This is a genomic window from Actinokineospora enzanensis DSM 44649, from assembly GCF_000374445.1.
GTDB lineage: Bacteria > Actinomycetota > Actinomycetes > Mycobacteriales > Pseudonocardiaceae > Actinokineospora > Actinokineospora enzanensis.
This window is the reverse complement of sequence record NZ_KB894405.1, coordinates 290,513-312,165: the sequence shown is the minus strand read 5'-3', so window position 1 is coordinate 312,165 and position 21,653 is coordinate 290,513. Positions and strand designations below refer to the sequence as shown.

Sequence of the window (21,653 nt, the reverse complement as noted above, 5' to 3'; positions counted from 1 at the left end):
GCGTGCCGAAGGACCGTTCACCGCGAGCCATCGCGGTGAACGGTCCTTGGTCGTTTGCGCACTTTCGGGGAAGTGCTCGCAGGCAACCGCCGCCCGACAAGGCAATCGGCACCCCTGTCGAGGGGTGCCGATTGCCCTCCCCTCAGCTGTGGGCTTCCAACTCCTCGTCCAACAGCGCGAACAGCTCCTCGGCGCTGGCGTCCGCGATCTGCTCCTGAGCCGCCGACTCCGCACCGTCGACCGCCAGGCAGGACGCGACCAACGCACGCAGTCGGGCAACAGCATCGACCCGACCCAGGTCTGCCGAGGAAGCCTGGCGCAGGGATGTCTCCAGGCCGTCCAGCTGGGAGTCCAGGTCGACATCCGCAACAGTCGCCGGAGCACTGTCGAGCCCCTCACCCAACAACTCGGCAAGGGCACCGACAGTCGGGTGGTCGAAGATCAACGTGGCGGGCAAACGCTTGCCAGTCACCGACTCCAGCCGGTTCCGGAGCTCGATCGCCGTCAACGAGTCGAACCCGAGCTCGATGAACCCCTTGCGCGGATCCACCGCGTCCCCACGCTCATGCCCCAACACCACAGCCGCCGTCGAACGAACCAGGTCAAGCACGGCCCGATCCCGCTCAGCGACCGGCAAGCCGGCAATCCGCGACCACGAGTCATCGACCGACTCGGCCCGCCTCCGCACACCACCCCGAGCCAGCCCCCGCAACATCGCCGGAACACCGTGGGCAGCACCGCGAAGACCGGAAACGTCCAACCGGACAGGCACCAACGACGGCTGATCGGTCCCGAACGTCGCATCGAACAGATCCAGGCCATCCGCGAAGGACAGGCCGAACACACCCGACCGAGCCATACGAATCAGGTCAGTGTCCGCAAGGGCATTCGACATGCCCCCCTCAGTCCACAACCCCCAGGCCAACGACACCGAAGGCAACCCGAGCGCGGCCCGATGATGAGCCAAAGCATCCAGGAACACGTTCGCCGCCGAGTAGTTCGCCTGCCCAGCCGCACCAAGCGTGCCGCCCGCAGACGAATACAGCACGAACGCGGCCAGACCGAGATCCGCAGTCAGCTCATGCAGATTCCACGCCGCATCCACCTTAGGCCGCAACACAGCGTCCATCCGGTCCGGAGTCAACGCCAGCAGAACGCCGTCATCCACCACACCAGCCGTATGCACAACGACAGTCAACGGATGCTCAGCAGACACCCCCGCCAACAACGCAGACGCCGCCGCACGATCAGCAAGATCGCAGGCCGCGAAGGTGACAGTAGCGCCCAACTCCTCCAGCGAAGCACCAAACTCAGCCGCGTCAGGAGCATCAGCACCACGCCGACTGGTGATCAGCAAGTTGCGTACGCCGTGCGCGGTAACCAGATGCCGGGCGATCAGTCGACCCAGGACACCGGTGCCGCCGGTCACCAGGACAGTGCCGTCCGGGTTCAGCGTCAACGGTTCCGCAGGCGGCGGCACGAACTTGGCCAGCCGGTGCACCAGAACCGAGCCATCCCGCACCGCCACACCCGGCTCGTCCGCGTACATCGCGCCGAGCACAGCCGCCAGTGGCAACCAACCACCGTCCAGGTCCACGATCATGAACCGGTCGGGGTACTCCAACTGCGCGGTCCGGATCACGCCCCAGTACGCGGCATGCGTCAGATCGTCGACACCCTCCTCCGGCCGCGTCGCGATCGCCCGCTGGGCGACCACGACCAGACGCGAGGCCGCCAGCGCATCGGCGCCGACCCAGTTCTGGGCCAACGCGAGTAGTTCGTGCACGGCCTCGCGGGCGCCCTCGGGAGTGGCGTCCGTCGGCGCGACGAAAGGCGCGAACACGACCTGCGGTGCGGCCGTGCCTGCGTCGATGGCAGCGGCGAGAGCAGCGAGGTCCACATAGGACTCACCAGGCAAACCGAACGCGTCGGTGCCCAGGATCGCGGCCGAGACGTCGGCGGCGACCTCGCCCTCGTAAGTCCGCCAGTCGACGCGGAAGAGGGAGTCGTCCACGGCCGAGCGGGACGTTGCGAAGGCGGCGTCCGCCAGGGGACGCAGGGCCAGGGCCTCGACGGTCAGGACCGGTGCGCCGGTCGGGTCGGTGGCCCGCAAGGCAACCGTGTTCTCGACGTCCGAGGTGATCAACACCCGGAGGGTCGACGCGCCTGCCGCGTGCAGGGAGACGCCTGTCCAGGCGAACGGGAGTACCGGCTTGTCCTCGGTCGGACCGGCCAGCCCGATGGTGTGCAGGGCGGCGTCGAGCAGAGCCGGGTGCAGGCCGAACGCGCTGGTCTCGGCGTGTTCGGGGAGGGACACCTCGGCCGCCAGGCCGGTCTCGCCGACCTGCCAGGCGCGGCGCAGGCCAGCGAAGACGGGGCCGTAGTCGAAGCCCTGGGCGGCGAGTTCGTCGTACCGGCCGGTCACGTCGATCTCGATCGCCCCGGCCGGGGGCCACTCCCCCGGCTGCGTGGGCGTGTCGGCCGTTGGGGAGACTCGGCCGTTCGCGTGCCGGATCCAGTCGGCATCCTCGGCCTGGGAGAAGATCCCCAGCTCACGGGTACCGGACTCGTCCTCGGCACCGACGGTCACCTGGATGTTCAGTGCACCGCGTTCGGGCAGGATCAGGGGCGCGGCCAGGGTGAGTTCGTCGACCCGGCCGCAGCCGACCTCGTCGCCCGCGCGGATGGCCAGTTCGACGAAGGCCGTGCCGGGAAACAGGGCCGCGCCCTGCACCACGTGGTCGGCGAGCCAGGGCAGGCCGTGTCGGGAGAGTTTGCCGGTGAGCACCGCTCCGCCGGAGTCGGCGGCCACGACGACCGCGCCCAGCAGCGGGTGGTCGGCGTCGCGTTGGCCGACCTCGGCGACCCCGCGAACACGGACGCCGGTCGGGTTCTCCAGCCAGTAGCGCTTGCGCCGGAACGCGTAGGTCGGCAGCTCGCAGGTTCGGGCGCCCGCATAGAACTCGTTGTAGTCGAAAGAGATACCGCTGGTGAACAGGGTCGCGGCGGCGGTGGCGATCGCCTCGGCCTCGTCGCGGTCGGCGCGCAGGGTCGGGACGAACGTGGCCCGGTCGGACTCGGTGAGGCAGGTCTGGCCCATCGCGGTGAGCACCGGACTGGGGCCGACCTCCAGGAACGTGGTGACGCCCGAGTCGAGCAGTGTCCGCACCCGGTCGGCGAAGCGGACGGCGGCGCGGACCTGGCCGACCCAGTAGTCCGGGGTGGCGATGTCGGCGTCGGCGGCGACGGTGGAGGCGATCGGGATGCTCGGCGCTGCGTAGGTGATCCCGGCCGCGACCTGGGCGAACTCGGCCAGCATCGGCTCCATGCTGGCCGAGTGGAACGCGTGCGAGACACGCAGACGGGACTTCTTGGCGAAGTTCTCGGCGACGGTCAGCACCGCGGTCTCGTCGCCGGAGAGCACGACGGAGCTGGGGCCGTTGACCGCGGCGATATCGACGCCGTCGACCAGCAGCGGGGTCACCTCGGCCTCGGTGGCCATGACCGCGACCATCGCGCCACCGGCGGGCAGCGCCTGCATGAGCCGGGCGCGGGCGGTGACCAGCGCGCACGCGTCGTCGAGCGAGAACACGCCCGCGACGTGCGCGGCGGCGAACTCGCCGATGGAGTGGCCGAGCAGGTGGTCCGGTCGCACGCCCCAGGACTCCAGCAGGCGGAACAGGGCCACCTCGACAGCGAAGATCGCGGGCTGGGTATAACCGGTCTGCTCCAGGGCCTCGGGGTCGGCCAGGACCGTCTTGAGTGGACGGTCGACGTGCCGGTCCAGGGCGGTGAGGACGGTGTCGAACGCCTCGGCGAAGACGGGGTGCCGCTCGGCGAGCCGCAGGCCCATGCCCGCGCGCTGGGCGCCCTGGCCGGTGAACAGGAACGCGGTGCGGCCCGGGGTCGCCGTGCCCTCGACCAGGCCCGCGGGGGTACGGCCTGCCGCGTACTCGACGAGCGCGCGGGTGGCGGTGTCGCGGTCGGTGGCCACGACGGCGGCGCGGTGCTCGGCGAGGGTGCGGGTGGTGGCGAGCGAGAGGCCGATGTCGGCGGCCGGGGCGTCGGTGGTCTCGGCGAAACCGGCGAGCTTGGCGGCCTGGGCACGCAGGGCGTCGGTGTCGGCGGCGGAGAGCAGCCAGGTCACGGGGGCCTGCGGGGTGGTCGACGGCTCAAGCACGTCGCCCTGTTCGAGGACGATGTGCGCGTTGGTGCCGCTGATCCCGAACGAGGACACGGCCGCGCGTCGGGGATGGTCGGTCGTCGGCCACGGGCGGGTCTCGCCGATCAGCTCGACGGTGCCGTCCGACCAGTCCACGTGCGGTGACGGGGTGTCGGCGTGCAGGGTCTTGGGCAGCATGCCCCGGCGCAGGGACTCGACCATCTTGATCACGCCACCGACGCCTGCGGCGGCCTGGGTGTGGCCGACGTTGGACTTGAACGAGCCCAGGTAGAGCGGGCGTTCCTGGGTGGCGGCGCGGCCGTAGGTGGCGATCAGCGCCTGCGCCTCGATCGGGTCGCCCAGCTTGGTGCCGGTGCCGTGCGCCTCGACTGTGTCCACATCGGATAGTTGGAGTTGGGCGTCGGCCAGCGCGGCGCGGATGACGCGTTGCTGGGCGGGTCCATTGGGGACGGTGATGCCGCTGGACGCGCCGTCGGAGTTGACGGCACTGCCGCGCAGGATGGCGAGGACATGGTGCCCGTTCCTCCGTGCGTCGGAGAGGCGTTCGAGGAGGAGCATGCCCGCGCCCTCGGAGCAGCCGACGCCGTCCGCGTCGCCGCCGAAGGCTCTGCAGCGGCCGTCGGAGGAGAGGCCGTGCTGCTCGCTGAAGTACACGAACATGTCCGGCGTGACCATGACGGTGACGCCGCCCGCCAGGGCCAGCTCGCACTCGCCGCGCCGCAGGGACTGGATGGCCCAGTGCAGGGCCACCAGGGAGGACGAGCAGGCGGTGTCGACGCTGACGGCGGGGCCTTCGAGGCCGAGGGTGTAGGCGACGCGGCCGGAGACGAGGCTGCCGTCGCTGCTGCCCGCGCCGTAGTCGTGGTACATGACGCCCGCGAAGACGCCGGTCTTGCTGCCGCGCAACGTGTTCGGGACGATCCCGGCCCGTTCGACGGCCTCCCAGGCGGTTTCCAGGAGGACGCGCTGCTGCGGGTCGAGCGTGAGCGCCTCGCGGGGGGAGATGCCGAAGAACTCGGGCTCGAAGTCGGCGGCCTCGTGGAGGAACCCGCCCTGGTCGGAGTATGTCGTGCCGGGGCGGGACCCGGACGGGTCGTGGATACCCGCCAGGTCCCAGCCGCGGTCCTCGGGGAACCCGCTGATCGCGTCGACGCCACCGGCCACGAGGTCCCAGAGTTCGGCGGGCGTGGTGACCCCGCCGGGGTACCGGCAGCCCATGCCGATGATGGCGATCGGCTCGGTGACGGCGGCGGTCAACCGCTTGTTGTCCGCCTTGAGCCGCTCGTTGTCGGCCACCGACTGCCGCAGCGCGGCGACGATCTGCTCGGTGGAGGGCGTGCTGGTCACCGGGACTCACCTCGTTCACTCGGGTCGCCGCCCATCCCGGAGCGGACCGGATCGGCCTCGTACGTGGACTCCGGAACGGTGAGCTCCGGGAGCAGGTCCTCGGCCAGGTAGCGGATCAGCTGCTCCGGGCTGGGCGAGTCGAACACCGTGTCGGTCATCAGGACTCCTCGCCCATGGCGGAGCGGATCAGGTCGGCCAGGTCCATGGACTCGACAGCCGCGCCCGCGTCCACCGGTTCCGTACCGTTGGCCGCCAGGGTCTCCGGCTCGCCGAGCTCCGGGGCCAGCTCCTCCAGCAGGTACCGGGTGAGCGGCATCGGGCTCGGGTAGTCGAAGACCAGGGTGGCCGGGAGGCGCAGGCCGGTGGCGGTGCCGAGCCGGTTGCGCAGTTCCAGCGCCGCCAGCGAGTCGATGCCCAGGTCGGTGAAGCCCTTCTCCACCCCGACCGCCGACGCGTCGTCGTAGCCGAGTACGGCGGCGGCGTGTTCGCGGACCAGGTCCAGCACGGCCGCGTCGCGGTCGGTGGTGGACAGGCCGGTCAGCCGGTCGACGATGGTGACCACCGGGTCGGCGGCCTTGGGGCCGATGGCGGCACGCTTCGGGGTCGCCGCTGCCAGGTTGCGCAGCAGGGGCAGGCGGTCGGCGTCGAGGTCGGCGGCCAACCGCACCGGGACCAGGACCGGGTCGCCCACCGCGAGGGCCGCGTCGAACAGGGCCAGGCCGTCGGGGGCCGACAGCGAGGCGACGCCGGAGCGGGCCAGGTGGGCCTGGTCGACCTCGTCGCCGGTGCCGTCCCACGGGCCCCACACCAGCGAGGTGGCGGGGAGGCCGCGGGCGGCCCGGTGCTCGGCCAGCGCGTCGAGGAAGACGTTGCCCGCCGCGTAGTTGGCCTGGCCTGCGGTCAGCAGCAGGCCGCCGACCGACGAGTAGAGGACGAACGCGGTCAGGTCCAGGTCCGCGGTCAGCTCGTGCAGGTGCCAGGCCGCGTCGACCTTGGGCCGCAGCACCCGTTCGACCTGCTCGTCGGTGAGCGAGCCGAACACCGCGCTGTCCATCTGCCCGGCCGCGTGCACCACACCGGTGAGCCGGTCCAGCGAGCCGATCAACGCGGCCAGCTCGGCCCGGTCGGTGACATCGCAGGCCGCGACCTCGGCCGTGGCGCCCAGTTCGGCGAGGTCGGCGACCAGCGCCCGGGCGCCGGGCGCGGCCAGGCCCCGGCGGCTGGTGAGCACCAGGTGCCGCACGCCCTGTCCGGCCAGGTGCCGGGCCAGCAGCCCGCCGAGCAGACCCGCGCCGCCGGTGATCAGCACCGTGCCCTCGGGGTCCCACTCGACCGGCTCGCCGACCGCGGTCACCCGGGCCAGGCGCGGGACCCGTACCTCGCCGCCGCGCACGATCGCCTCCGGCTCGCCGGTGGCGACCGCTGCGGGCAGCGAGCGCACCGACTCGGCGGCGTCGTCCAGGTCGACCAGCTGGATCCGGCCCGGGTTCTCCGCCTGCGCGGCCCGCACCAGACCCCACACCGGCGCCTGCGTCAGCGCCAGGCTGTGCCCGGCCACGTCCCGCCCGCCCTGACCACGGGTCACCACCAGCAGCGTGCCCTCGGTGTACTCGGCCAGCCACGACCGCACCCGGGCCAACGTGTCCAGCACCGTCGCGTGGACCCGGGCGGGAACATCTCCCGCGCCGGTCGACACCGGCAGCACCAGCACCTCGGCCGCGACCAGCGCGTCCGACACCGGAACGCCGAGGCCCAGGTCGTCGGAACCCTGCACGACCCAGCCGGACAGCGAGCCCACCGGCCGCACCCCGGTCGGGGCCTGCCACTCGACCCGGTGCAGCCCTTCGGGCACCCGGGCGCCGAGCTTGCTCGCGGTCACCGGTCGGGTCAGCAGCGAGTCGATCCGGGCGACCGGCGCACCGGCCGCGTCGGCCAGGGCCAGCGACGTGCCGTGGACCCGCACCCGCAGGGTGGTGGCCCCGGCGGCGTGCAGCGAGACACCGTTCCAGGCGAACGGGATCGTGGTCTCGGTCAGTGCCTTCGGGCCGCCGGGCACCAGGAAGTCGGTGGCGCCCAGTGCCGAGTCCAGCAGACCCGGGTGCAGCCCGAACTCGCTCGCCGCCACGCCGTCCGGCAGCGTCACCTCGGCGAACACCTCGGTGTCCTGACCCTCGCCGCGCAGCCAGACGGCGCGCAGGTTGCGGAACGTCGGCCCGTAGCCGAAGCCCAGACCGGCCAGGTCGTCGTAGAGGCCGCCGATGTCCACCGGCTCGGCACCCGACGGCGGCCACGCCACCAGGTCGAACGCCTCGGTAGCACCGCCCGAGGCCAGCGAACCGGTCGCGTGCCTCGTCCAGGTCGCGCCCGGTTCATCGGTACGCGAATGCACCGACAGCTCCCGGCGACCGTTCGCGTCGGTTCCGCCGAGCACCACCCGGAGGTCGACCCCGCCGTCGGCGGGCAGCAGCAGCGGCTCCTGCTGGATCAGCTCGTCCAGCAGGTCGCAGCCGAGCTGGGCACCGGCGTGCAGGGCCAGCTCCACGTAGGCGGTGCCGGGCAGCATGATCCGATCCATGACCACGTGGTCACCGAGCCAGCCGTGGGTCTGCACCGAAAGCCGCCCGGTGAACACCGCGCCGCCGTCGGGGAGTTCCACGAGCGCGCCCAGCAGCGGATGTGCGGCGGAGCGGGCGCCGAGTGATCCGACGTCGCCGGTGCGCTTGGTCGCGTCCAGCCAGTAGGACTTGTTCTGGAAGGCGTAGGTCGGCAGGTCCACCCGACCGGCACCGCGACCGGCGAAGATCGCCCGCCAGTCCGGCGCCGCACCCCGGGTGAACAGGGTCGCCAGCGCGGTGAACAGGGTCGGCAGCTCGGCGCGGCCCCGGCGCATGGCGGGCACGTAGGTGACCCGGTCCGGACGCTGGGAGCCGGACGTGTCGCACTCGCGTGCCATCCCGGTGGCCACCGCGTCCGGCCCCAGCTCGACGAACCGGGTGACCCCGGCCGCCAGCAGGGTCCCGACGCCGTCGGCGAACCGCACGGCGGCCCGCACGTGGTCGACCCAGTACTCGGGCGAGCACAGCTGCTCGGCCGTCGCCATCGTGCCGGTCACGTTCGACACCACCGGGATCGTCGGCGCCGCGTAGGTCAACCGCGCGGCGACCGCCCGGAAGTCCGCCAGCATCGGCTCCATCAGCGCCGAGTGGAACGCGTGCGAGACCACCAGCTGCTTGGTCCGACGTCCGGCGTCCGCGAAGGTGGCCATGGCCGCCCGCACCGACTCCTCCGGGCCGGAGATCACCATCGACCGCGGCCCGTTCACCGCCGCGATGTCCACATCGGACGGAAGCGCGGCCCGCACCTCGTCCTCGGGCGCCGCGATGGCCGCCATCGCACCGCCGGTGGGCAGCGCCTGCATGAGCCTGCCCCGCGCGGCGACCAGCGTGCACGCGTCGGCCAGGGACAGCACCCCGGACACGTGCGCGGCGGCCAGTTCGCCGATGGAGTGCCCGGCCACGTAGTCCGGCGTGACGCCCCACGACTCGACGAGCCGGAACAGCGCCACCTCGATGGCGAACAGCGCGCACTGCGTGTAGGCGGTCTGGTTGAGCAGGTCGCCCTCGGCGGTGCCCTTGTCCGCCCACATCACGCTCTTGAGCGGCACGTCCAGCTCGGCGTCGAACAGCCCGCACGCCGCGTCCAGCGCCCCGGCGAAGATCGGGAACGCCGCGTGCAGCTCGCGGCCCATGCCGGGCTGCTGCGCGCCTTGACCGGTGAACAGGATCGCGGTCAGGTCGGCCGCGCTCACCGTGCCGGTCACGCTGCCCGCCGGGGTCTGCCCGATGGCCAGCCCGTCGAGCGCCTTCAGCGCGGCGTCCCGGTCGGACGCCACCACCACGGCCCGGTGGTCCAGCGCGGTCCGCCCGGTCGCCAGCGAGAAGCCGATGTCCACAAGGGACACGTCCGGGTTCGCCCGCAGGTGCTCGGCCAACCGCGCCGCCTGGTCGGCCAGTGCGGGCTCGGCGGCGGCAGCGAGTGCCAGCGGTACGGCGGGCAACGCGGATAGGTCGGCCGCGGCGCGCTTGGTCTCAACCGCGGGCGCCTCCTCGATGATCACGTGCGCGTTGGTGCCGCTGATGCCGAAGGAGGAGATGCCCGCCCGGCGCGGACGGCCGTTGGGCAGCCACGGCCGGGCCTCGGTGAGCAGCTCGATGTCGCCGGTGCTCCAGTCCACGACCGGGGTGGGCTCGGTGATGTGCATGCTCCTGGGCAGCAGGTTGTGCCGCAGCGACTGCACGACCTTGATCACGCCCGCGGCGCCGCCGGAGGCCTGCGCGTGGCCGATGTTGGACTTGACCGACCCCAGGTACAGCGGCCGCTCGCGGTCCTGCCCGTAGGTGGCCAGCAGTGCCTGCGCCTCGATCGGGTCGCCCAGCTTGGTGCCCGAACCGTGCGCCTCCACCGCGTCCACATCGGACGGGACGAGACCGCCCGCGGCCAGCGCAGCGTGGATGACCCGCTCCTGGGACGGCCCGTTCGGGGCGGTCAGGCCATTGGACGCGCCGTCCTGGTTCACCGCGCTGGACCGCACCACCGCGAGTACCTCGTGCCCATTGCGCTGAGCGTCCGACAGGCGCTCCAGGAGCAACATGCCCGCGCCCTCGGCCCAACCCACACCGTCGGAGGCGGCCGAGAACGACTTGGACCGACCGTTGGGCGAGAGCACGCCCTGGCGGCTGGAGTCGACGAACAGGTCGGACTGCGACAGCACCGTGACACCACCGGCCAGCGCCAGCCCGCACTCCCCCGCCCGCAGCGCCTGCACCGCCAGGTGCAGCGTGACCAGCGAGGACGAGCAGGCCGTGTCGACGGTCATCGACGGCCCCTCCAACCCGAACAGGTAGGAGATACGGCCGGAGACGACCGCGCCCGAGCTGCCGTTGGGGATGTAGGCGGCCACGTCGGCGGGCGCGTCGGGCGCCCGGCTGCCGTAGTCGTCGTACATGGCGCCTGCGAACACGCCGGTCAGCGTGCCGCGCAGGGTCTGCGGGTCGATGCCCGCGCGCTCGATGGCCTCCCAGGCGGCCTCCAGCAGCAGCCGCTGCTGCGGGTCCATGGCGGTGGCCTCACGCGGGCCGATGCCGAAGAAGGCCGGGTCGAACTCGGCGGCGTCGTGCAGGAAGCCGCCCTCGCGGGCGTAGGTCTTGCCCCGCTTGCCGCGCTCGGGGTCGTAGATGCCCTCGGTGTCCCAGCCCCGGTTGGTCGGGAACGGGCTCACCGCGTCGACCTCGTCGACCAGCAGCCGCCACAGGTCCTCGGGCGACCGGACGCCACCGGGGTAGCGGCAGGCCATGCCGACGATCGCGATCGGCTCCTGCATGGCGGCCGTGGTGGTGACCGGGCCGCGGGTGCCCGCGGCCTTGACCGCGCCGAGCAGCTTGCCCTTGACGAAGTCGGCCACGGCCTTGGCGGTCGGGTGGTCGAACACCAGGGTGGCGGGCAGCGGCAGGCCGGTCGCGGTGCCGAGCAGGTTGCGCAGCTCGACGGCGGCCAGCGAGTCGAAGCCCAGCTCCTTGAACGCCCTGGTGCCGTCCACCTCGGACTTGTCGGCATAGCCGAGGACGGTGGCCACCTGGGTGCGGACCAGGTCGAGCAGCAGGCGGTCGCGCTCACTGTCGGTGAGCCCGGCCAGCTCGGCGGCCAGCGCGTTGTCCGTGCCCGCGGAGCTCGCGGCGGCGGCCCGGCGGGCCTTCGGCGGGGCGAACCCGCGCAGCAGCGCGGGCAGCTCGTCCGACCGCGACCGCAGCGCGGGCACGTCCACCCGCAGCGGCGCGATCACCGCCGCGTCGGCGCCGAGGGCGGCGTCGAACAGGGCCAGGCCCTGCTCGGCGGTCACCGCGGGCAGGCCGAGCCGGGCCATCCTGGCCAGGTCGGCCTCGGCCAGCTCGCCGCCGAGGCCGGTGTTCTCCGCCCACAGGCCCCAGGCCAGCGCGGTCGCGGCCAGCCCGGCGGCGCGGCGCCGGTCGGCGAGCGCGTCCAGGAAGGCGTTGGCGGCGGCGTAGTTGGCCTGTCCGGCGGGCAGCACCTGGCCGCCCGCGGAGGAGAACAGCACGAACGCGGCCAGGTCGCGATCGGCGGTCAGCTCGTGCAGGTGCCAGGCCGCGTCCACCTTGGGGCGCAGCACGGAGTCGAGACGGTCGAGAGTGAGCGAGTCGAACACGCCAGAGTCGGCGGTGCCTGCCGCGTGCACGACGGCGGTCAGCGGCGCGTCGGCGGGGATGGCCGCCAGTAGCTCCGCCACGGCGGCGCGGTCGGCGACGTCGCAGGCCGCGACGGTCACCGTGGCACCCAGGTCGGTCAGCTCCTCCCGGAGCTGCCGGGCGCCGGGCGCGTCCAGACCGCGACGACTGGTGAGGACCAGGTTCCGCACGCCGTGCTCGGCGACCAGGTAGCGGGCGAGCAGGCTGCCCAGCCCGCCGGTGCCGCCGGTGATCAGCACGGTCCCGTCGGCCCGCCACGCGGCGTCGGTGGTGGACTCGGTCTTGGTGTAGCGGGGCACGAGGACCGAGCCCGCGCGGATCGCGGCCTCCGGCTCGTTGGCCGCGACCACGGCCGCGATGGTGTCCACGGTGGCATCCCGGTCGGCGTCGACCAGGAACACCCGACCCGCGTGCTCGGCCCGCGCACCACGCGCCAGCCCCCACAGCAGACCCTGCGTGACATCCACATCGGACTGTTCGACGGCGACCGCGTTCTCGGTCACCACAACGAGCTTCGTGTCCGCGAAGCGGGAGTCGGCGAGCCAACCCTGAATCTGGGTCAGCAGCCAAGCGGTGTTGGCGCGAGCCGCCTCCGGCACATCCCCGGTCTGCTCCGGCACGCTGACCGTGAGCAACTCGGGAACCCGCTCGCCCCCGTCGACCGCGCCCACCAGGTCGGCGAACACGGCGTAGGTGGCGGCGACCCCGACCCGGCCGCGACCGATGGCCACGACCTCGCCCGCGTTCGCGGTGCCGAGAGCGGCCTGCTGCCAGCCGATCCGCAGCAGCGAGCCCTCCGGCCCGTCGGCGGGCCGGGAGGACAGCTCGCGGCGGACCGGCCGGGAGACCAGTGACTCGACCGTGGCGACCGGGCGGCCCTCGCCGTCGGCGACCTCGATGGCCGACAGCTCGTCGCCGTCCAGCCGGACGATCCGCACCCGCAGCACCGAGGCGCCGACCGCGTGCAGGGTCACCCCGTTCCACACGAACGGCAGCAGCGTGGAGCCGTCCGGGTCGCCGAGCAGGTCGGCGTGCATGGCGGTGTCGAGCAGGGCCGGGTGCAGGCCGTAGGAGGCGGCCGTGGACGCGGCCGGTTCGGGCAGCGCGACCTCGGCGAACACCTCGTTGCCCCGCCGCCACGCGGCGCGCAGGCCCTGGAAGGCCGGGCCGTAGCCGTAGCCGCGGGAGTCGAGCAGCTCGTAGGCGCCCTCGACCGGGATGACCGCGGCCCCGGGCGGCGGCCACTCGGTCAGACCGGCGGGCTCGGCGTGCGCGGTGGCGGACAGCGTGCCGACCGCGTGCTGGGTCCACTCGCCGTCGACCGGCGCCTCGATCGGCCGCGAGTAGACCGTGACCGGCCTGCGCTCGCCTGCCGCCGGGCCGACCACGACCTGCAACGCGACGGCCTCGTCCTGGCCGAGCACGAGCGGTGCCTGCAGGGTCAGCTCCTCCACGGTCGGGTGGCCGACCTGGTCCCCCGCCGCGATGGCCAGCTCGACGAACCCGGTGCCGGGCACCAGGATCGCGCCCTTGACCACGTGGTCGGCCAGCCACGGCACGCCCGCCGCCGACAACCGTCCGGTGAGGACAGTGGTGTCCGTGCCGGACAGCCGCACGACCGCGCCCAGCATCGGGTGCGCCAGCGCCTGCTGGCCGACGGCCGCGACGTCGCCGGTCGGCGTGGCGTCGAGCCAGTAACGCTTGTGCTGGAAGGCATACGTCGGCAGGTCGAGCCGCACCGGCCCGTCGCCGATCAGTCGGCCCAGCTTCGCCGCGCCGCGCACGTGCACCCGTGCCACGGCGGTCAGCGCGGAGCGGACCTCGTCCTGGTCGCGCCGTCCGAACGGGATGAACGCGACCGCGTCCGGATCGGTGACGTTCTGCGCGCCCAGCGCGGACAGCACGCCGTCCGGCCCCAGCTCCAGGAAGGTGCGCACGCCACTGCCCGCCAGCGCGGCGATCGCGTCGCCGAAGCGGACGGCCTGACGGACGTGGTCGACCCAGTACTCGGCCGTGCCCAGCTCGCCGGTGACCAGTCGACCGGTCACGGTGGACACGATGGGGATACGCGGGGCGTGAAAGGTGACGCCCTGCGCGACCCGGCGGAACTCGTCGAGCATCGGCGCCATCAGCGGCGAGTGGAACGCGTGGCTGACCCGCAGCCTGCGCGTCCGCACACCGGACGCGGCGGCCTCGCGCTCGATCCGGGTCACGACCTCGTCCACCCCGGAGATCACCACCGACTGCGGCCCGTTGACCGCCGCGACGCCGACCTCGTCCTCGTGCCCGACCAGCAGCTCGCGGGCCTTCTCCTCGGCCAGCGTCAGCGACACCATGGCGCCCGGCGGCCGGGTCAGCGCGGCCATCAGCCGACCGCGCGCGGCGACCAGCTCGGCCGCGTCGGCCAGCGACAGCACCCCGGACACGTGCGCGGCGGCGAACTCGCCGATCGAGTGGCCCGCCAACACGTCCGGCACGATCCCCCACGACTCGGCCAGCCGGTACAGCGCGACCTCGACGGCGAACAGCCCGGTCTGGGTGTAGGCGGTCTGGTCGAGCAGGCCCCGGTCGGCGGGCGCGGTGGTGTCGAACACGACGTCGCGCAGTGCCACGTCCAGGTGCGGGTCGAGCGCGGCGCAGGCGGCGTCGAACGCCTCGGCGAACACGGGGTAGGCGGCGTGCAGGTCGCGGCCCATGCCGACGCGCTGCGCGCCCTGGCCGGAGAACAGGAACGCCAGCGCGCCCGGCTCGGCGGCGGTGGACCCGGTGACGACCTCGGCGGCGGGCATGCCGGACGCCAGCGCGTCCAGCCCGTCGGCCAGCTCGGCCCCGGTCGCGGCGATCACCACGGCCCGGTGCTCCAGCGCGGCCCGGGTGGCGGCCAGCGAGCGGGCCAGCTCGGCGACCGGCACGTCCTCGTGCTCGGCCAGGTAGGCGCGCAGCCGGGCGGCCTGGCCGCGCACCGCGGCGGCGGACCGGCCGGACAGCGGCACGGTCAGCACGGCATCCGGGTTCGACTCGGCCGGGGCCGTGATCTCGATGGCGGGCGCCTGCTCCAGCACGACGTGCGCGTTGGTGCCGCTGATGCCGAACGAGGACACACCAGCGCGGCGCGGGTGGCCGTTCTCGGCCCAGTCCTGCCGTTCGGTGAGCAGCCGCACCGCGCCCGCGGTCCAGTCCACGACGCTCGACGGCGTGTCCACGTGCAGGGTCCTGGGCAGCGCGCCCGCGCGCATCGCCATGATCATCTTGAGCACGCCCGCGACGCCCGCGGCGGCCTGGGTGTGGCCGATGTTGGACTTGATCGAGCCGAGCCACAGCGGTTTGTCCGCGGCGCGGCCCTGGCCGTAGGTGGCCAGCAGGGCCTGCGCCTCGATCGGGTCGCCCAGCCGGGTCGCCGTGCCGTGTCCCTCCACGACGTCCACATCGGACACACCAAGTCCGGCGTCGGCCAGCGCCTTGGCGATGACCCGCTGCTGCGACGGGCCGTTGGGGGCGGTGAGGCCGTTGGAGGCGCCGTCGTGGTTGATCGCGGAGCCGCGCACCAGGGCGAGCACCGGGTGGCCGTTGCGGCGGGCGTCGGACAGCCGCTCCAGCAGCAGCATGCCCGCGCCCTCGCCCCAGCCGGTGCCGTCGGCGGCGTCGGCGTAGGAGCGGCAGCGGCCGTCGGCGGACAGGCCGCGCTGACGGCTGAAGTCCACGAAGGTGTCCGGAGTGGACATCACGGTCACACCGCCCGCCAGGGCCAGCGTGCACTCGCCCCGGCGCAGCGCCTGGGCCGCCCAGTGCAGGGCGACCAGCGACGACGAGCACGCGGTGTCCACGGTGACGGTCGGGCCCTCCAGGCCCAGCGCGTAGGAGACGCGGCCGGACACGACGCTGGCGAGGCTGCCGTTGCCGATGTACCCGGCGATGTCGTCGGGCACCGCGCCGCCAAGGCGGGTGGCCCAGTCGTGGTACATGACGCCCGCGAACACGCCGGTCGCGCTGCCGCGCAACGACACCGGGTCGATGCCCGCCCGCTCGAACGCCTCCCAGGAGACCTCAAGCAGCAGCCGCTGCTGCGGGTCCATGGCGGCGGCCTCGCGCGGGCTGATCTCGAAGAAGTCGGCGTCGAACTGGGCCGCGTCGTGCAGGAAGGCGCCGTGCTTGACGTAGCTGCGGCCGGGCTTGCCTGGCTCGGGGTCGTAGAGCGCGTCCACGTTCCAGCCCCGGTCGACCGGGAACAGGCTCAACGCCTCCCGCTCGTCCGCGACCAGCCGCCACAGGTCCTCCGGCGTCTCCACGCCACCCGGGTACCGGCAGGCGATACCCACGATGGCGATCGGCTCCTCCGGGTCCACGGTGGTCACCGGGGCGATCGGAGTGCTCGGGGCAATCCCGGCGATGCGCCCCACGAGGTAGTCGGCGAGCGCCTTCGGGGTCGGGTAGTCGAACACCAGGGTGGCGGGCAGCCGGACGCCGGTGACCGAGTCGAGCAGGTTGCGCAGCTCGACGGCGGCCAGCGAGTCGAAGCCCATCTCGCCGAACGGCCGGGTCGCGGCGATGGCGTGCGCGCCGTCGTGGCCGAGCACGGCGGCGACGTGCGTGCGCACCAAGTCGAGCACGGCGCGATCGCGGTCGGCGTCGGTGAGGTGCGCGAACCGGGTGGCGAACTGCTGCTCCGGGGTGAGCTCCCCGGTGCTCGCGGCGGCCGCGCGGCGACGGGCGGTCGGGGCGAGGGCGCGCAGCACGGCGGGCAGGTCGTCGCCGCGCGAGCGCAGCGCGTTCCGGTCGACGCGGGTCGGGACGACGGTCGGCGCGCCGGTGGCGAGCGCGGCGTCCAGGGCGGCGAGACTCTCGGTGACGGTCAGCGGCGCCAGGCCGAGTCGGGCGATGCGGTTGCGGTCGACCTCGGTGAGCGTGGCGCCCATGCCCAGCGCGGCGCCCTCGTCCGGCATCCACAGGCCCCAGGCGAGCGCGGTCGCGGGCCGCCCGAGGGCGCGGCGAAGCTCGGCGAGGGCGTCCAGGAAGGTGTTGCCCGCCGCGTAGTTCGCCTGGCCCGCACCATCGGCCAGCCCGGCCGAGGAGGAGAACAGGACGAACGCGGACAGGTCGGCGTCGGCGGTCAGCTCGTGCAGCGCCCAGGCGGCGTCGACCTTGGTGGCCAGCACGCCGTCCAGGCGGTCCACGGTGAGGTCGCCGATCATGGCGTTGTCCAGCACGCCCGCGGTGTGCACGACGGCCGAGAGCGGCCGGTCGACGGGGATCTTCTTGAGCGCGGCGCCCAGCGAGCGCTTCCTGCTCACGTCGCAGGCCACGACCCTTGCGGTGGCGCCCTGCTCGGCCAGTTCGGCGACCAGCTCGGCCGCGCCCGGGGCCTCGATACCCCGGCGGCTGAGCAGCAGCAGGTCACGGACCCCGTGCGTGGCGACCAGGTGTCGGGCAACCTGCGCGCCCAGCCCACCGGTACCACCGGTGATCAGGACCGTGCCGTCGGTGCGCCAGACCGGATCCACAGTGGATTCAGAAACCAGGCGGACCAGGCGCGGCGCCACGACCTTGTCGCCGTCGACGCGCAGTTCCGGCTCGCCCGAACCGAGCACGGTGGCCAGGGTCGCCGAGGTCAGGGTGCCTTCGACGAGCACGATCCGGCCCGGGTTCTCGGCCTGCGCCGAGCGGACCAGGCCGCGCACGGCGGCATCGGTGAGCGTGCCCTCGGTGACGATCACAAGCCGGGACGCGGCGAACCTCTCGTCACCCAGCCAGCGCTGCAAGCCCGCGAGGACCTGGCGCGTGGTGATCTTGGTCTGCGCGGGGATGCTCTTGTTCCCTGGCGTGATCGGGAACAACACGGCCTCGGGCGCAGTAGGCATGCCGGTCAGCTCGAAGCCCACCACCGGCACGTCGAGACCGATCGCACCGAGCGAGGCCACCGTCGGCAGGCCCTCGACCGGCGCGACCGGCTGCCACTCGACGGTGTGCAGCAGCTCGTCGGCGCGAGTGCCGTGGTCGCCCCCGAGATCGGCAGCCTTGACCGGGCGGGAGCGGAAGGACTCGACCGACAGCACCGGCGCGCCGGTCGGGTCGGCGATCTCCAGCGCGACACCGCCGGTCGCCGGGGAGGTGATCCGCACGCGGACCTCGGTGGCGCCGGTCGCGTGCAGCCGCACCCCGGTCCACGCGAACGGCAGCCGGATCTCGTCGGCCGCGCGGGCCTCCCCCGGCGCGTAGTCGGTGGCGTGCAGGACGGCGTCGAGCAGCGCGGGGTGGATGCCGAACGCGTCGTCCCGGCCTGCGGCGGGCAGGGCCACCTCGGCGTAGACGACGTCGTCGCGCTTCCACGCGGTGCGCAGGCCCTGGAACAGCGGACCGTAGCCGTAGCCCTGGGCGGCCAGCTCCTCGTACAGCCCGGCGTCGGCGACCACCTCGGCGCCCGACGGCGGCCACTCGGTGATCGGGGATGCGTCGGTGTCCACGTCCGTCAGGGAGCCGATGGCGTGGCAGGTCCACTCGGCGTCCTGCTCGACCCGCGAGTAGAACTCGATCGCGCGGCGCCCGTCCTGACCGGCGCCGACCACGACCTGCACGGCGACCCCGCCCTCGGCGGGCAGCGCCAGCGGCACCTGGAGCGTCAGCTCCTCCACCGTCGAGTACCCGATCTGACCCGCCGCGTACAGCGCCATCTCGACGAACGCGGTGGCGGGCAGCAGCGCGGTCCCGGCGATGGTGTGATCAGTGATCCACGGGTGGGTGCGCGCCGAGATCCGGCCCGTCAGCACCAGCCCGTCGTGACCTGCCAGCCCGATGCCTGCGGTGAGCAGCGGGTGGTCGTGTGCGAGCTGACCGAGGTCGGCCGCGTCACCGTGGCCCGCGGGCGCGGTGAGCCAGAAGTGCTTGCGCTGGAACGCGTACGTCGGCAGGTCGAGCAGCTGGGCGGGGCCGAAGAACGCCGTCCAGTCGACCGTGACACCGCGCGCGTGCAGGGTGCCGAGCGCGTTCGCCAGGGTCGGGACCTCGGCGTGGTCGCGGCGCTGGGCAGGCGCGAAGGCGATGTCCTGCGCGCCTGCGGCCATGCCGGAGAGGATCGCGTCCGGGCCGACCTCGATGGCGGTGGTGACCCCGGCGGCGGCCAGCGCGGCGATGCCGTCGGCGAACCGGACGGCCGCCCGCACGTGCCGCACCCAGTAGTCCGGGCTCGCCAGCTCGGCCGGGTCGGCGATCCGACCGGTGACGTTGGAGACGACCGCGACAGTCGGGGTGGCGAACTCGACGACCTCCAGGGTCTCCCGGAACTCGGCGAGCATCGGCTCCATCAGCGGCGAGTGGAACGCGTGCGACACGCGCAGCTCGCTGACCCGACGCCCCTGCTCCCGGAAGCCTGCGACGACCGCCTCGACCGCGTCCCGCTCACCGGACACCACGACCGACTCCGGCCCGTTGATCGCGGCGATCGCCACCGCGTCGGTGAGCAGCGGCCGAACCTCGTCCTCGGTGGCCGCGATGGCGACCATGGCACCGCCGGTCGGCAGGGCCTGCATGAGCCGACCGCGCGCGGCGACGACCAGGCAGGCGTCCTCCAGCGTCCAGACACCGGCGAGGTGCGCGGCGGCCAGCTCGCCGATGGAGTGGCCGAGCAGCACGTCCGGCCGCACGCCCCAGGACTCCAGCAGCCGGGCCAGCGCCACCTCGAAGGCGAACAGCGCGCACTGGGTGTACTGGGTCTCGCCGAGCAGGTGGGCATCCGCGCCGAAGATCACGTCCCGGAGCGGCTCGGCCATCTGCAGGTCGAGGTGGTCGATCGCCTCGTCGAAGACCTCGGCGAACACCGGGTAGGCCAGGTAGAGGTCCTTGCCCATGGCCAGGCGCTGCGAGCCCTGGCCGGTGAACAGCATGGCGACCTTGCCGGGGGTGCGCGTGCCGGTGACCAGCGTCGCGTCCTTCTCCCCGGCGGCCAGCGCGCGCAGCCCGCGCACGGCCTCCTCGACGTCGCGCGCCGAGACGACCGCCCGGTGGTCGTGCGCCGCGCGGCTGGTGGCGAGCGAGAACCCGATGTCGTCCAGGTTCTCCAGCTCCACAGTGGACAGCAGGCCAGCGGCCTGTGCCCGTAAAGCCTCTTCACTGCGAGCGGAGATCACCAGCGGCACGATCGGCAGCGCCTCGCGCTCGTCGCCCTCCACGATCTCGGTGGCGGGGGCCTGCTCGATGATGATGTGCGCGTTGGTGCCGCTGACGCCGAACGAGGACACACCGGCCCGGCGCGGGCGGTCGGCCTCGGGCCACGCACGAGCCTCGGTCAGCAGCTCGACGGCGCCCGCGGTCCAGTCCACGTGCGGGCTCGGCGCGTCGACGTGCAGGGTGCGCGGCAGCACACCGTGCCGCATGGCCTCCACCATCTTGATCACACCGGCGACGCCCGCGGCGGCCTGGGTGTGCCCGATGTTGGACTTGACCGAGCCGAGCAGCAGCGGGGTCGCCCGGTCCTGGCCGTAGGTGGCCAGCAGGGCCTGCGCCTCGATCGGGTCGCCCAGCCGGGTGCCGGTGCCGTGCGCCTCCACAGCATCCACATCGGACACAGCGAGTCCGGCGTCGGCCAGCGCGCGGCGGATCACACGCTGCTGGGACGGGCCGTTGGGCGCGGTGAGCCCGTTGGACGCGCCGTCGGAGTTGATCGCCGAGCCACGGATCACCGCGAGCACGTCATGTCCATTCGCGACAGCGTCGGACAGCCGCTCCAGCACGAGAACACCCACGCCCTCGGCGAACCCGGTGCCGTCGGCGGCGGCGGCGAACGCCTTGCAGCGGCCGTCCTCGGCGAGGCCACGCTGGCGGCTGAACGCGGTGAACGTGCCGGGGCCGCCCATGACCGCGACACCACCGGCGAGCGCCAGCCGCGTCTCGCCGCCGCGCAGCGCCCGCACCGCGAGGTGCAGCGCAACCAGGGAACCCGAGCAGGCGGTGTCGACGGTCAGGGTCGGGCCTTCGAGGCCGAGCGCGTAGGCGACCCGGCCGGAGACGACGCTGGGGGCGTTGCCGGTGAGCATGTAGCCGTCGAGACCGTCCGGCGCCTCGTGCAGCCGCGGCCCGTACTCCTGGGCCTCGGCGCCGATGAACACGCCTGCCGGGGTGCCGCGCAGCGAGGTCGGGTCGATCTTGGCCCGTTCCAGCGCCTCCCAGGCGGTCTCCAGCACCAGCCGCTGCTGCGGGTCCATCGCGGACGCCTCGCGCGGGGCGATGCCGAAGAAGTCGGCGTCGAACTCGCCCGCGTCCGGCAGGAACCCGCCGACGGTGACGTAGCTGCTGCCGGGGCGGTCGGGGTCCGGGTCGTAGAGGCCGTCGAGGTCCCAGCCGCGGTCGGTGGGGAAGCCGCCGATGGTGTGCACCTCGTCGGCGACCAGCCGCCACAGCGCGTCCGGAGAGGACACACCGCCCGGGTAGCGGCAGCCGATGCCGACGATGGCGATCGGCTCGTCCGCCCCCGCCGCGGACAGCTCGGCGAGCGACGAGTCCACCTCGGTCCCGAACACCCTGGCGTGCAGCAGGCGCGCCACCGCGTCCGGGGTCGGGTGGTCGAAGACCAGGGTGACCGGCAGGTCCAGCCCGGTCGCCTCGGCGAGCCGCGCGTGCAGCTCCACCGCGGCCAGCGAGTCGAACCCGTGGTCGGAGAACGCCTTCGCCGGGTCGAGCACCGCCGGGACCTCCGGCAGTGCCGCGGCCAGCGCGGCCCGCGTGGCCTCGTGCACGACGTCGGCCAGGAACGCCGCGCGGTCGGCCTGCGGCACCGCGGTCACCCGCCGCACGAAATCGGATCGCCCATCGGTTTCCGCTCCGGTCGAAGACCCGGAGGACGCCTTCTCGAAATCACGCATTCCGCACTCCACCGC

2 protein-coding genes and 1 pseudogene are annotated in these 21,653 nt (G+C 73.5%); all 3 read right to left on the bottom strand.

From position 1 onward, the window contains the following. Positions 1-142 precede the first annotated feature (142 nt). A pseudogene (locus tag C503_RS0106105) lies at positions 143-5,518 on the bottom strand (type I polyketide synthase); the annotation flags it as partial. Between the two features lie 8 nt (positions 5,519-5,526). Then, positions 5,527-5,688, bottom strand: coding sequence for a hypothetical protein (locus C503_RS45730; RefSeq protein WP_018681306.1), 162 nt, complete (start codon positions 5,686-5,688; stop codon positions 5,527-5,529). After that, entirely contained in the window at positions 5,688-21,638 is a 15,951-nt protein-coding gene (locus C503_RS38205) for an SDR family NAD(P)-dependent oxidoreductase (protein WP_018681305.1), read from the bottom strand. The genes C503_RS45730 and C503_RS38205 overlap by 1 nt, the downstream gene beginning before the upstream one ends. Between the last annotated feature and the right edge of the window lie 15 nt (positions 21,639-21,653).